At 57.3% G+C, this 13573-nt stretch carries 12 protein-coding genes and 1 riboswitch; of the genes, 4 read left to right on the top strand and 8 right to left on the bottom strand.

Annotation, left to right across the window (positions count from 1 at the left end):
• Positions 1 to 188 precede the first annotated feature (188 nt).
• Complete coding sequence (locus tag IIA05_03955) at positions 189 to 1097, top strand: UDP-3-O-acyl-N-acetylglucosamine deacetylase (protein ID MCH9026258.1); 909 nt, start codon at positions 189 to 191, stop codon at positions 1095 to 1097.
• Here IIA05_03955 and IIA05_03950 read toward each other — a convergent pair.
• Positions 1094 to 1426 (bottom strand): DUF721 domain-containing protein, encoded by a 333-nt coding sequence (locus IIA05_03950; protein MCH9026257.1) that lies wholly within the window; start codon positions 1424 to 1426, stop codon positions 1094 to 1096. The genes IIA05_03955 and IIA05_03950 overlap by 4 nt on opposite strands.
• Positions 1427 to 1495: 69 nt before the next feature.
• Positions 1496 to 1578, top strand: a riboswitch (cyclic di-GMP riboswitch).
• Positions 1579 to 1691: 113 nt separating this feature from the next.
• Between IIA05_03950 and IIA05_03945 the strand changes: the two genes are divergently transcribed.
• From IIA05_03945 to IIA05_03935, 3 genes are all read left to right on the top strand, one after another.
• Complete coding sequence (locus IIA05_03945; GenBank protein MCH9026256.1) at positions 1692 to 2615, top strand: M23 family metallopeptidase; 924 nt, start codon at positions 1692 to 1694, stop codon at positions 2613 to 2615.
• Positions 2616 to 2776: 161 nt separating this feature from the next.
• Positions 2777 to 5524, top strand: coding sequence for a preprotein translocase subunit SecA (secA, locus tag IIA05_03940; GenBank protein ID MCH9026255.1), 2748 nt, complete (start codon positions 2777 to 2779; stop codon positions 5522 to 5524).
• Positions 5525 to 5533: 9 nt separating this feature from the next.
• Positions 5534 to 6532, top strand: coding sequence for a Nudix family hydrolase (locus IIA05_03935; GenBank protein MCH9026254.1), 999 nt, complete (start codon positions 5534 to 5536; stop codon positions 6530 to 6532).
• Here IIA05_03935 and zapD read toward each other — a convergent pair.
• The 7 genes from zapD to IIA05_03900 all read right to left on the bottom strand — a co-directional run bounded on the left by zapD (position 6520) and on the right by IIA05_03900 (position 13514).
• On the bottom strand, positions 6520 to 7317 hold the full coding sequence (gene zapD, locus IIA05_03930) for a cell division protein ZapD (GenBank protein MCH9026253.1): 798 nt from the start codon (positions 7315 to 7317) through the stop codon (positions 6520 to 6522). The genes IIA05_03935 and zapD overlap by 13 nt on opposite strands.
• Before the next feature lie 14 nt (positions 7318 to 7331).
• Entirely contained in the window at positions 7332 to 7946 is a 615-nt protein-coding gene (locus IIA05_03925; GenBank protein MCH9026252.1) for a dephospho-CoA kinase, read from the bottom strand.
• 92 nt (positions 7947 to 8038) lie between these two features.
• A complete protein-coding gene (locus tag IIA05_03920; GenBank protein MCH9026251.1) occupies positions 8039 to 8932 on the bottom strand; it encodes a prepilin peptidase in 894 nt (297 codons plus the stop codon).
• 161 nt (positions 8933 to 9093) lie between these two features.
• A complete protein-coding gene (locus tag IIA05_03915; protein ID MCH9026250.1) occupies positions 9094 to 10308 on the bottom strand; it encodes a type II secretion system F family protein in 1215 nt (404 codons plus the stop codon).
• A 45-nt stretch (positions 10309 to 10353) separates the two neighbouring features.
• Complete coding sequence (pilB, locus tag IIA05_03910; GenBank protein ID MCH9026249.1) at positions 10354 to 12075, bottom strand: type IV-A pilus assembly ATPase PilB; 1722 nt, start codon at positions 12073 to 12075, stop codon at positions 10354 to 10356.
• A 279-nt stretch (positions 12076 to 12354) separates the two neighbouring features.
• The gene (locus tag IIA05_03905) at positions 12355 to 12849 is read right to left on the bottom strand and encodes a pilin (protein MCH9026248.1); all 495 of its coding nucleotides are present in this window, start codon (positions 12847 to 12849) and stop codon (positions 12355 to 12357) included.
• A gap of 179 nt (positions 12850 to 13028) precedes the next feature.
• Positions 13029 to 13514, bottom strand: a complete 486-nt coding sequence (locus tag IIA05_03900) for a pilin (protein ID MCH9026247.1) — start codon at positions 13512 to 13514, stop codon at positions 13029 to 13031.
• Positions 13515 to 13573 lie beyond the last annotated feature (59 nt).

The following is a 13573-nucleotide window of genomic DNA, read 5'->3' as shown; positions in this document are numbered from 1 at the left end:
AGTTGATGGCGCGATTTTCGCGACTGTGGTATTTTCCGCGGTCTGGAACATATGGCAGGATTATTCAGCTGGGTTTGGCGGACGAGTTGATGGACCGGCACGGATATCAACGGGTCGGTGCGGGTGCGTGTCCTGGCCATTTTTTTTCGCCCAAACGACTGATTTGAAAGATTTATTTGGTAAGTTCATTGCGGCAAAGAACGCTCAAAAATTCGATCCGGGCCACCGGTGTGGGTCTGCACACCGGCAAGAAAGTCTTTATGACGCTGCGCCCGGCTGCGGAAAACACTGGTGTGGTGTTTCGGCGGGTCGATCTGGATCCGGTTGTCAATATTCCCGCCCGGGCTGAATATGTCGGCGATACGATGCTGGGTACTACCCTGGTCAGTGGAGATACCCGCGTCGCGACCGTGGAGCACCTGTTGTCAGCGTTTGCGGGCCTGGGCATCGACAATGCGATCGTCGACGTCAGCGCACCCGAAGTACCGATCATGGATGGCAGCGCCGGGCCATTTGTGTTTCTGATTCAATCGGCAGGCATCCAGGAACAAAAAAGCGCGAAAAAGCTCATTCGTATCAAGCGCCCGGTGCGCGTGGTAGAGGACGATAAATGGGCGCAGATCGTTCCGTTTGAAGGATTCAAGGTCAAATTCCGGATCGAGTTCGACCATCCGGTTTTCAAGAGCCATGTGCAGGAATCGACAATCGATTTTTCTACCTCTTCCTTCCTCAAGGAAGTAAGCCGCGCCAGAACATTTGGTTTTATGCGCGATATTGAAGCTTTACGTGCCAGGAAACTAACTTTGGGCGGCAGCATGAGCAATGCCATCGTGCTGGACGATTTCAGGGTGCTGAACGAAGACGGTCTGCGTTGCGAGGATGAGTTCGTCAAGCATAAAATTCTTGACGTAATCGGCGATCTTTATCTTCTTGGCCATAGCCTGATTGGCGAGTTCAGCGGGTACAAGTCAGGGCACGCACTAAACAATGCATTACTCAGAGCGTTAATTGCCGATCAGGAAGCATGGGAGGAAGTGACTTTTGAGGATGCCGCGGAATCGCCGATTTCCTATGCAACGCCGGTGATGGCAATCTAGGAGCCAGGAAGAGAATTATTTGCTGGGGGCCGCACTTTAATGATGATTCTACCGATCGCCAGACCGGTTTTCGTTTTCAAGCCCTGGCGAACGGTAGACTCGAGATAACGAAAACGACTGGCCCAGGCCGCAGATTCAGTTAGCAAGGTCAGGCTCTGATCTTCTTGCAGCGAGACGCCGTGTAAATGTGCGCGGTGGTCCTGCGGCAGCAGTTCTGCGACCGATTCGCGCAAGGCAGCCATTAGGCTGGCTTGGTGGATTACCCGGGAGAGCCCGCTGCTATTGTCTCGCAGGACTTTGTCCAGCGATCGGAACGAGGGTTTTTTCATAATGAGGACCAGGTCACAAAATTTGGGTTAATCGCTTGTTTTACTTAAATTTTCTCGGCATATTGGTGGAACTGAAAAGAGCAAACCCACCGAAAGACGGGGACGCAAAACCACCGATCTACGGGAATACCTAGGATAGCGGGGTTGCCAGTGTGAGGATAGTTGAACATTACAGATTTGTACCGCCGGTTTCCTGCCGGGGGTCGATGCCTGTTCGCCAGGCTATGCCCGCCTTGCAATCGAATCTGAAACAGCGGGGCGCGGCATGAACCTGATATTGGTCACTCGTCGCCACGGCGTGGCGCGGCAGGTCAATCTGCAGCATCCGGTCAATTTGCTGCTAGTGGTCCTGGGCCTTGGCTTGGTCCTTGCCGCGGCCTTTTCCCTGGGCCGGGTCAGCGGTCTGATCAGCGCCGGTGGTCCTGAGGAGCAACTCGCGGCCTGGCGGGCCGAACTGGATACGCAAGAACAATTGCTCGAAGAAACCCGCAAGGTGAGCCGGGAGAAGATCGACGCTCTTTCCGTAAAACTGGCACAGATGAACGCCCAGGTGATTCGGTTGGAGGCCCTGGGCAGGCGTCTGACGCAAATGGCGGATCTGGACGACGGCGAGTTCGATTTCGACTCCTCGCCGGCCCTGGGCGGCCCCGAACCGGAGGCGCCGGGCCGATCAGTCGCAATGCCGGATATGGAGTTCTTGCTGGATACGCTGGCCATGCAGATCCAGGATCGCCACCGGCAACTCGACATACTCGAAGACTTGATGCTTAACCGCACCCTCAGCGACGAAGTTCATCCCGAGGGCCGGCCGGTTACCGCAGGCTGGATTTCATCCTATTATGGAATGCGCACCGACCCGTTTACCGGCAAGGCTACCAGGCACAAAGGGGTGGATTTCGCCGGCAAGGAAGGCGCGGAGGTAATCGCCGTCGCCGCCGGGGTGGTCACCTGGTCCGGCGATCGCTTCGGCTATGGCGAGATGGTGGAAATCAATCACGGCAACGGATTTTCCACACGCTACGCCCACAACTCCAAAAACCTGGTCGCGGTCGGCGATCAAGTCAGCAAGGGTCAGGTCGTATCGCTGATGGGCCGAACCGGGCGGGCAACCGGACCAAACCTTCATTTCGAAGTGATGCGTGGCGGGAGAAAGGTCGACCCGCTGGAATACATTCGCGGCACGCGTTGATTCTCCAGGCCTGAAAAACCTCCACAACAAGCTACCTAAAGTCTCGGCTTATCCGTAAAATACTGCCCTTTGCCCCCGCGCCTGTGGGTCGCTTGGCTGCGTACAGGTCTTGAAACGGGGTCTTTTGCCACCAGTTTGACCCGGGCGTGCCACGAGGAACATTGATGGAGAATTTCGTTACCCGAATCTTTGGCAGCCGCAACCAGCGCCTGCTCAGGCACTATTCAAAAGACGTAGCCAAAGCCGGGACGTATGAAGCGGATCTTCAGGCCCTGAGTGACAGCGAACTGCGGGCCAGGACCGACCAGCTGAAGGCCGCGGTAACCAGCGGAAAAACACTGGAGGAGGTGCTCCCGGAAGCCTTTGCCGTTGTTCGTGAAGCGTCGGTCAGGACCCTGGGCCTGCGTCATTTCGATGTGCAGTTGATCGGGGGCCTGGTTTTGCATGAAGGCAAAATTGCGGAAATGCGCACCGGAGAAGGCAAGACCCTCGTCGCTACCTTGCCCGCTTACCTGAACGCGCTCGGCGGCGACAGCGTCCAGATCGTCACCGTTAACGAATACCTGGCACAGCGTGACGCGGACTGGATGAGGCCGATTTACGAATTTCTGGGTCTGACGGTCGGGGTGATCAAAAGCGGGATGAATCCCGACGACAAAATCGCGGTTTACGCCTGTGATGTTATTTATGGCACCAACAACGAATTTGGCTTCGACTATTTGCGGGACAACCTGGCATTCCGGCTGGCCGACAAGGCACAACGCGACCAGAGCTTTGCGATCGTCGACGAGGTCGACTCGATTCTCATCGACGAAGCCCGTACGCCGCTGATCATTTCCGGTCCCGCGGAAGGAAGCAGCGACCTGTACCAGCGCATCAATGCGCTGGTCCCGAAATTGGAACGCCAGGAAATGGTGCCGGGGGAGCAATCGTCGCCCGAGATCGAAGCGCCGGGCGATTACAGTGTCGACGAGAAAAGCAAGCAGGCTCACCTGACCGAGGCGGGTCACCAGAAAGTGGAGAAATTGCTGGCCCAGGCCGGCCTGATCAAGGAAGGCGACAGCCTTTATGACGTCGCCAATATTCGCCTGATGCACCATCTGACCGCCGCTTTGCGTGCACACACTTTGTTCCAGAGAGATGTGGACTACATCGTCAACCAGGGCGAGATCGTCATCGTCGACGAATTTACCGGCAGGACCATGCCGGGGCGCCGCTGGTCGGACGGGCTCCATCAGGCCGTCGAGGCAAAGGAGGGCGTGGCGATCAAGGAGGAGAATCAGACTGTTGCCTCAATCACTTTCCAGAACTATTTCAGGATGTACGACAAACTGGCCGGCATGACCGGAACGGCCGATACGGAAGCATTTGAGTTTCAACAGATTTACGGGCTGGAAGTCGTGGTTATTCCGACCCATATGGAGATGATCCGTGACGACGAGCCGGACCTGGTTTTTCTGACCCGCGACGATAAATTCAAGGCGATTATCGAGGATATACAGGATTGTCAGAAACGTTCGCAGCCGGTGCTGGTTGGCACTACGTCTATAGAAACGTCTGAATATTTATCGAGTATTCTGAAAAAGACAAATATCGATCACCAGGTCCTGAATGCCAAGCATCACACTCGCGAGGCAGTAATGATCATCCAGGCCGGCCGGCCGGGCCAGGTTACGATCGCTACCAACATGGCCGGGCGCGGTACCGATATCGTGCTGGGCGGTAACCTGGCGGGTGAATTGCAGGCGCTGGGCGAGATCGAAGAGCCGCAGAAGAACCTGCACACCGAGAATTGGCAAGCAAGACATCGGACCGTTATCGATGCCGGGGGTCTGCGGATTATCGGTACCGAGCGCCACGAATCACGGCGTATCGATAACCAGCTGCGCGGTCGCAGCGGACGCCAGGGGGATCCCGGATCCAGCCGTTTCTACCTGTCGCTCGAAGACAACTTGATGCGCATTTTTGGCGATCCCGAGCGGGTCAAGAGATTGCTGTCACGCGTCGGTATGCGCGAGGGTGAAGCGATCGAAAGCAAGATGTTGAGCCGCCAGATCGAGAGGGCGCAGAGAAAAGTCGAGACGCACAACTTCGATATCCGCAAGCAACTGCTGAAATACGATGACGTCGCCAACGATCAGCGGCGCGCGATTTACTACCAGCGCGACGGCCTGATGGAAGCCGCCGACATGGAAGAAGATATTCGCGCCATCCGGCGCGATGTTGTCGACCAGGTCATTGATAAATTCGTGCCGCCCGGCAGCGTCGAAGAGCAATGGGACGTTCCCGGCTTGTCGCAGGCACTGGAAAACGACTTCGTGACGCGGGTCGATATCCAGGGCTGGCTGGTCGCCGATGACGACCTGGTCGAAGAAGACCTGCGCGGGAAAATTTGTGATGCCGTGGAAGAAGCCTATGAAGAAAAAGTGAAATCCATTGGTGAACCCGTCATGCGCCATTTTGAAAAAGCCGTGATGTTGCAGCAGCTGGATTCACAGTGGCGCGAACATTTGGCCGCGCTGGATTATCTCCGCCAGGGGATTCATCTGCGAGGTTACGCACAGAAAAACCCCGAGCAGGAATATAAACGCGAAGCCTTTGGGATGTTTACGTCCATGCTTGACTCGATCAAGCATGATTCGATCAGCATACTGTCGCGCGTACAGGTGCGCAGCGAAGAAGATGTTGCCGCGGTTGAAAGCCAGCGCCGGGATACCAGCGGGATGAAATTTGAACATGCCCAGGCCAGCAGTCCTGCTGCGCCCGGCGCGACCGCTCAGGGGCGGCCCGCGCAGGATTCCGAACCGGCCGTGCCGTTTGTCCGGGTTCAGCCAAAAGTCGGTCGTAACGTACCTTGCCCGTGTGGTTCGGGCAAAAAATACAAGCATTGCCACGGCCGCCTCAAGTAGAGAGCCCGAATGATCAGGGTGGCCGTGGGAATTTTGCAGCGCGAGGATGGCAGGACGTTGCTGATGCAGCGTCTGCCTGGCACTTTCCGCGAAGGGCAGTGGGAATTTCCCGGCGGCAAGATCGAATCCGGTGAGAATTCCCGCAGCGCCCTGGCACGGGAGCTGCACGAAGAACTGGGGATCGAGGTAAGCGGTGCGCGGCGCCGCATTACACTGCGGCATGCATACCCGGAAAAGACCGTGCTTCTCGAAGTCTGGCAAGTCACCCATTTCACCGGCCAGCCGCGCAATACTGAAGGGCATAGGTTGTGCTGGGTGGAGCCCGCTGAATTAAGACGCATCGGGTTGCTCGATGCCGACCGGCCTATCGTCACCAGCCTGGAACTGCCCGCCACCTATGTCATTACGCCATCCCCGCCGATCGACGATAAAAATGCCTCGGCCAAATGGCTGGACCAGCTCGAGCAAACTCTGGATCTCGGCATTTCGCTGTTGCAACTCCATTGCCCGGGGTGGTCGGCGAGCAGCTACGGCCGGCTGGCAAAAACTGTTGCGCGCCGCTGCGAGGCCTCCGCGACACGCCTGCTGCTCAATGGCGCTCCATTACAGGTCCTGCCGCTGAGTGAGCGGCTGGGAGCGGCAGGTTGCCATGTTCCCGCGCGCTTCCTGGAGCAACTGGGCAACCTGCAAAAACCCGTTGGACTGGTGGTTGGCGCGTCCTGTCATTCCGCTGCGGAGCTGGCTGCGGCGGAACGCGCCAATGCGGATTTCTGCGTACTCGGGCCGGTCTTGCCTGCCGTCGGTCAGCGGGATCGCGCGGCATTGGGCTGGCCGGGTTTTAGCGCCTTGCTAAGAAAAGTTTCCATGCCGGTTTTTGCGCTCGGCGGCCTGGTGCCCAATGACCTGGAAACGGCCTGGCGCCACGGCGCCCAGGGGGTAGCCGGAATCAGCGGGTTCTGGTGCCAAAAGGCAGGAGCCTGTGCGGCGGCAGGGAATCAGCAAAGATAAAGCAGGAAGTCGATATCATCCGATGTCTGGGTTGGCCGATGATCGGTGTCCTGCCATTCGAGGAAACGCACGGTAAAACGCTGCTGGCTGCCACTGATCTCGGGAAAAACATTGGCGCTTCTCGGGACTGCAACCCGCACCATCTGAACTGACGATCCTTTCTCCAGGGCCTGCTGAAACATGCCGGCCTTGGCGGTCGATTCAGTGGCGGAAATACTTTCCCGAGTCAGCCATAACAGCTCGGCAACGCCATCGCAAAGCGGCCGCAAATCCGCTATCCAATTTTCGTAGTCCTTGCGGCGGTCCTGCATGTCGCGATGGAGCCAATGGTTGTAGTCCGGCAAATCGAATTCGCAGGTGCCGCCGGGTATTGCGCTACGATGCTTGACTGCGGAAAGAAAGTCCGATTCCTTGAGGCGTTGCAAAAAACGGCTTTGCTGCCCGATTAGCTGATCACGCAGGCTGCTGAGGTTGGTCAAGAGCGCCTGCAGGCGACCGCCGTCCACACCCGATTTCGCCTGGTAACGGTTTAGCTCAACAGTGTGGCGCTCGAGTTCTTTCAGTACATCGCCACGTACATCGCCACGGGTCAGGATGGCCATAATCCCCAGCAGGCTGTCGACAGCTGCACGGCTGCTCCACGGCGCATCCATTTCCGAATGATAAAGAGATTGCTGGTAGAGAAATTCTATACGCAGAAAGGTGCGCATGCGCTCCGCCAGGGGCTGCTCATAGACCAGGTAATCGTCCGCTGGCTGTGAATGCTGGCTGGCAGGATTATACATGCGGGTATTCTCTACTACGGGCCGGTATGCGGCAAACTTGTCGCGAGTTCGCGATAGTATTGATCGAGTTGTTTTACCCTTTTTTGCAGTGCCTCCAGGCTGCTTCCGCCGTCAATGATGTCGTCTGCGTGGTCCAGTCTGTCTTGACGGGATATCTGGGCCGCCAGCATATTTTCGGCATTCTCCCTGGATTCATGGTCGCGGTTCATCAGGCGCCGGATTTGTACTTCCTCGTCGCAATCCACGACCAGGACCCGGTCGACATGGCCGTCGCTGTGGCTCTCCACCAGCAGCGGGATCACCAGAACCTGGTAGGGCCCGCGCACGATGGCGCTGGATTCGATCATTCGCTGGCGAATGGCGGGATGGAGAATTTGCTCCAGGAGGTGTCTTTTCTCCGGATCCGAGAACACCAGGCGCCTTAGCGCGCGACGATTGAGCCGACCATCGTCATTGAGGATCGAACTGCCGAAATGCTCGATTACAGATTCCAGCGCTGGCTCACCGGGTTCCACCACATCACGAGCCAGTTCGTCGGTGTCGATGATATGGGCGCCCAGTGCCGCAAACAGGTCGGCAACCGTCGTCTTGCCACAGGCGATACCGCCGGTCAGACCGACTCTGAACATGTTGGTGGCAGCGGTTGGCAAGTCAGATTGGTCCATTTTGCTGCTCGTATCAAACTCTCATTATTGTTGCACAGTGTGTCCGGTCCCCGGCATCATGCCAGACCGGCAATACGAAAATAAAAGGCGCTGATGTCGCTGCCCCACATCAATGCCACCCAGCCCGCGGCAGCAAGATACGGGCCGTACGGGATCGGTATCTGCCGGTCTCGTCCCAGCGCGACGATCATGACAATCCCGGCCGCCGCCCCGACCAGGGCCGAGAAAAAAATGACCAGCGGCAGCTGCTGTAAGCCAAGCCAGGCGCCGAGTGCCGCCAGTAGCTTGAAATCACCATAGCCCATGCCTTCCTTGCCGGTGATTAGGAGAAAGAGCTGGTAAACCGACCACAGCGCCAGGTAACCGATGACGGCGCCGGCAATGCTGTCCGCGGGATCGATGAACAGTGTTTCCGCAGAGACCAGTTTGCCGGCGAGGCTGATCAGCAAACCCGTCCACAGCAACGGCAAGGTCAGCGAGTCGGGCAGCAACTTGTGATCAAGGTCGATCCCGCTCAACGCGATAAGGGTCCAGCTCAGGAACAGGGCCGCCAGTGCTTCCAGCGTAAAGCCAAAACGCCAGACGACCAGAACCGAGACCATGCTGGTCAATAGTTCGACCGCGGGGTAGCGTGGAGATATCCGGGTTGCGCAGGCGGCGCATTTTCCACGCAGCAACAGGTAGCTCAATATCGGGATGTTTTGCCAGGCGGTTATCCGGTGGCCGCACGACGGACAGCTGGAGCTCGGCGTCAGCAGGTTGAACCTGGCTTTTTCTGCCACCGGCTCCAGGTCCATGATCTCAGAACATTGTTGTTTCCACTCCCGTTCAAGCATCACCGGCAAACGATAGATAACGACATTCAGGAAGCTGCCCACCATCAGCCCGGTCAGAAAAGCCAGAACCAGGTACAACATTGGATTGCCGGCAATAAAGTTGATTACATCCATTTTCTTTTGGTAATTCTCTTCATATTCCGTCTAGTCCGCTTTGGTGACATGCGGGCCCAGTTGCAGGACGAGAAAAAAAACGCCGCATCGCGTGCAGCGTTTTGTTTTCTTCACCAGCGGCTTCGTATGGCAATACCGAAAACCACGTATGGCCGGTGGGATCAGATGACCGCACCCATCTTGAATATCGGCAGGTACATGGCGATAACCAGTCCGCCAACCAGCACGCCCAGGATGGCCATGATCATCGGTTCGAGCAGACTGCTCATGCTGTCCACTGCATTGTCGACCTCTGCTTCATAAAAATCCGCAACCTTCGAGGCCATGTCATCCAGCGCACCCGACTCCTCGCCGACCGCTATCATCTGGATGACCATGTTGGGGAACAGGTTGACATTCTCCATGGAAGCCGCCAGGCGCTGACCGGTGGCCACTTCTTCGCGTAGCTGCAGGACCGCAACCTCATAGACGATATTGCCGGTGGCGCCGGCGACCGACTCGAGGGCTTCGACCAGCGGCACGCCCGCGTTAAACATCGTCGACAGCGTCCTGGCGAATCGGGCGATCGCCGCCTTGTTGAGGATCGTGCCTATAATCGGCAGTTTCAGGGAAATCCTGTCGAGCACGTGGCGCAGTTTGCGCGAGCGTTTTTTCCATTCCAGGAATGCCCACATGCCGCCGCCGGCGACAATGGCCATGAACCAGCCCTTGGCTTGCACGAATTCGGAAAGATTGATAACCATCTGCGTGAAGGCCGGCAGATCGGCGCCAAAACCCTTGAACAGATCCTCAAACTGCGGGATCACGAAGATCAGCAAAATTACGGTCACGACCAGGGCGACAACCAGGACCGCGGTCGGATAAGTGAGCGCTTTCTTGATTTTTTTCTTGAGCTCCTCGGTCTTTTCCTTGTAGGTGGCGATCTTGTCGAGCAGCGATTCCAGCGCGCCGGCCTGTTCGCCCGCCCGGACCAGGTTGACGAAAAGATCGTCAAAATACAGCGGGTGTCTCGCCAGTGCGTCGGCAAGCGTCGTACCTCCCTCGACATCGGTCTTGATGTTCAGGATCAGTTTGCGCACGGCCGGCACATCGTGGCCGGCGGCGACGATCTCGAAGGCCTGCACCAGCGGGATGCCGGCGGTCAGCATGGTCGCAAGCTGGCGGCTGAAAATGGCAATATCCGCTGGCGTGACCGTGCCCTGGGACGAAAACAGCGTTCTTTCCTTGCGCACCTTGATCGGCACCAGGCCCTGGCGGCGCAGTGTCGAGCGCAGTGCGGCTTCGCTGCTGGCCAGGGATTTGCCCTTGATGCGCTTGCCCTTGCGATCCGTTCCTTCCCAGATAAAGGGGATTTGTTTGATTGCTGCGTTTGCCATGGCTAGGTGGTCCTCTGTTCCTTAAGGCGGCCTGGTTCTCACTGCCTAATCTATCGTGATCCGGTTGATTTCTTCCAGCCCGGTAATGCCCTTCCTGGCTTTTTCGAGCGCCGAGCGGCGGAGGTCCCAGACGCCCTCGAGAGCGGCCTGATCGGCCACCTGGGTCGCGTTGCCGCCCTGCAGGATGATCTGGCCTATCTCGTGGGTCACCGGCATGACCTGGTATATGCCAGTCCGGCCCTTGTAGCCATCGGTGCAACGCGAACAGCCAACGGGCCCGTAGATGGTCAGCCCCTTCTTGATGTCTTCGCGGGTGAAGCCTTCTGCCAGCAGCGCTTCTGGCGGAATGTCCCGGGCCTCCTTGCAGTCGTTGCAAAGAACCCTGGCTAGGCGCTGCGCGATAATCAGGCTGACCGAACTCGCGATCGCATAGGGTTTGACGCCCATGTCGACCATTCGGGTCAGGGTATTCGGCGCATCGTTGGTATGCAGCGTGGACAGGACCAGGTGACCGGTCTGCGCCGCCTTGATAGCGATATCGGCGGTTTCCAGGTCGCGGATTTCGCCGACCATGATGACATCGGGATCCTGTCGCAGGAAGGCTTTCATTGCGGTCGCGAAATTCAGGCCGACTTTGAAGTTCACGTTGACCTGGTTTACGCCCGGCATGTTGATTTCCACCGGGTCCTCCGCGGTGGATATATTGCGGTCGATACTGTTCAGAATGTTCAGACCGGTATAAAGCGAAACGGTCTTGCCGCTGCCGGTGGGTCCGGTGACCAGGATCATGCCATAAGGTTTGGCGAGCTGGTCTTCGAACAGTTTTTGCTGAAAATCTTCGTACCCCAGATTTTGGATGCCCATCTGGGCGCTGGTGGGATCGAGGATACGCAGGACGACTTTTTCCCCGAACAACGTCGGGCAGGTATTCATCCGGAAATCGATCGACCGGTTTTTCGAAATCCGCATCTTGATGCGGCCATCCTGCGGCACCCGCCGCTCGGCGATATCGAGTCGCGACATGACCTTCAGGCGCGCACAGACTTTGCCGGCCAGTGCGACTGGTGGTTTGGCCACTTCGCGCAGAACCCCGTCCAGACGCACGCGCACCCGGAAAAATTTCTCGAAGGGCTCGAAATGGACATCGGATGCCCCCTTCCTGATGGCGTCGAGCAGGATTTTGTTGACGAAACGGACGACCGGGGCGTCGTCTACGTCGGCGCTGCTGACCTCATCGGGTTGAAAATCCTCGGCGGCGCCGATTTCGAGGTTTTCCAGGTCGAAATCTTCGTCGTCGTAGGCATCCATGCTGGTATCCATGGCTTCCATGGCCTTGCCAATCGCTTCGTCGAGCTTGTCTTGTTCGACGACGATCGCTTCGACGCTGAGCGCGGTCTGAAAACGGATCTCGTCCAGCGCGTGCAAGTTGGTCGGGTCGGATACCGCGATGAAAATACGTTTGCCGCGTTTGACCAGCGGCAAGACCTTGTGCTTGGCCAGCAGGTCCTGGTTGACCAGTTTGCAGACATCGATGTCGACAGTCAGCGCTTCGAGATTCAGCGTCGGCACGCCGAATTCATGGGAAGCCGCCTGAGCTACGTCTTGCGCGTCGGCAAGACGGTTGTTGATCAGGTGGTTAACCAGCGTGGTTTTTTCTTTCTTGGCGGCCGCAATGGCCTGCTGCACGACTTCCTCGGTGCAGATTTCTTCCTGCACCAGGCGTCTGGGCAGACCAGTCAGATGGGTTTTCTTCGCAGCTACCGCCATTTATAAGGCCCCTGAGCCTGCGGCGGGGCAGCAAACCCCACCGAATAAGCCAGACTTTACTGACTTATGTTCAAAAATAAAGTGACACAGGCAGCATTTTTGGAAATATATGCCCGCCGCCTCGCTTGCTTCCATCCCTGCCTGATCGCACAGGCTAGCCCTATAACTTACTGATTTTCAGATACGTTTGCCAAGTTTTCAGATAAAGCTCTCCGGGCAGGCATTGGAACTGCACCTGGAATGAGTCCAGATCGTTTTTTCCCGGTTCGTCTGCGCGGCTCAGTTCCGGCACGCAGACGGTAAAAACTGCCGTGGCACCATCGCCGGCGCCCTGGGCCCGGCATGAACAGCCAGGCCGGTAAGCCCGGCTGGCAAGGGCGCATCGCCGCAATGCCAGATCATCTCGCCATCGATCGATACATAAGGACTGAGCGCCAGCGTATGCCCGGCCAGGCGCGCGCTGGCCCGGTTGCCGAACACCAGTTCCAGCCGCCCGCCTTCCAGCCTGAGGGCCGAAAGGTAATCAGGTACGCGCGGCATGGCCAGGCCCTGACGGGCCAGTTCTTCCTCGGCCAGCGGCGCGCGGCCCGTATCCGCGAAGAATCGCTCCAGCACTTCGCGGGCGGGTTGCGCCGCCTTCAGGCTGTGGTCGACCTGACCGCGAACCCGGTATACATCCACCGCCAGCGCAAGCAGGCCCGCGACTACAGCCAGCACGATGAAAACCAGGACCAGTTCGATGGCGGTGAAACCCTGTTGGCGATTTTCGAGCATTCAGCCTCCGGCAAAAATGGAGACCGTTAAAGCTACCTCAATTAGCGCGTTGGCGAAAACAGAAATCAGCTGATTTTGCCTATGTCTGACCTTTGAGATTAATAGGACCGAAAAAGAAAACCCCTCGCAAGAGGGGTTTCCTTGATCTGGTGTAAAACCAGATCGTGTTCAGACAAGTATTATGGACGGCAAGCAGACGGCATGTACTTGTTCAGAACAGATGTTGCGATTACGGCGGAGGCACCCGTGGGTGCTTCAGCAGTACCGGCCGGCTGACCGGAGTTGCCGCACGCCCATACCACATCCAGGTTTGCGCTGACCCACGGCTTGATTGTCAGCAACGGGAACAGAACCAGTGTCGCGTTGGCGTCGTTACCATAAGTAACGCTGATCGTACCATTGGTCAAAATCAGGTTGGCAACATACCTGCCGGACGGCGAGGCGGTGATGCCAAGGTCAATCAGGGCGGGCGGCCAAAGGCCTGAATCTGCAAATTCTTCAGATACAGACGCCTTCAAAGCGGCCGATAAGTTCAGACCTTCGGTCACCTGCGCGCGAATGGTGTAATCCTGATACGCCGGGATAGCAATCGCGGCCAGGATGCCGATAATCGCGACCACGATCATCAGTTCGATAAGGGTAAAACCCTGTTGGATCTTTTTCATTTCTATCTCCTTGGAGAGGTATATATAAAGGCCATTTGGCTACCTTAATAAGTGCAACC

The sequence above is a fragment of the Pseudomonadota bacterium genome (assembly GCA_022572885.1).
GTDB lineage: Bacteria > Pseudomonadota > Gammaproteobacteria > Steroidobacterales > MnTg04 > MnTg04.
Note: the sequence above shows the minus strand (reverse complement) of the source record. Positions and strands in the feature narration are given on the sequence as shown.

Excerpts from the sequence above, each read along its gene's own strand:
- IIA05_03915 (MCH9026250.1), bottom strand. The coding sequence starts at position 10,308 with ATGGCAAACGCAGCAATCAAACAAATCCCCTTTATCTGGGAAGGAACG.
- zapD (MCH9026253.1), bottom strand. The coding sequence starts at position 7,317 with ATGTATAATCCTGCCAGCCAGCATTCACAGCCAGCGGACGATTACCTG.
- IIA05_03905 (MCH9026248.1), bottom strand. The coding sequence starts at position 12,849 with ATGCTCGAAAATCGCCAACAGGGTTTCACCGCCATCGAACTGGTCCTG.
- IIA05_03925 (MCH9026252.1), bottom strand. The coding sequence starts at position 7,946 with ATGTTCAGAGTCGGTCTGACCGGCGGTATCGCCTGTGGCAAGACGACG.
- IIA05_03945 (MCH9026256.1), top strand. The coding sequence starts at position 1,692 with ATGAACCTGATATTGGTCACTCGTCGCCACGGCGTGGCGCGGCAGGTC.
- IIA05_03950 (MCH9026257.1), bottom strand. The coding sequence starts at position 1,426 with ATGAAAAAACCCTCGTTCCGATCGCTGGACAAAGTCCTGCGAGACAAT.
- IIA05_03935 (MCH9026254.1), top strand. The coding sequence starts at position 5,534 with ATGATCAGGGTGGCCGTGGGAATTTTGCAGCGCGAGGATGGCAGGACG.
- IIA05_03920 (MCH9026251.1), bottom strand. The coding sequence starts at position 8,932 with ATGGATGTAATCAACTTTATTGCCGGCAATCCAATGTTGTACCTGGTT.
- IIA05_03900 (MCH9026247.1), bottom strand. The coding sequence starts at position 13,514 with ATGAAAAAGATCCAACAGGGTTTTACCCTTATCGAACTGATGATCGTG.
- pilB (MCH9026249.1), bottom strand. The coding sequence starts at position 12,075 with ATGGCGGTAGCTGCGAAGAAAACCCATCTGACTGGTCTGCCCAGACGC.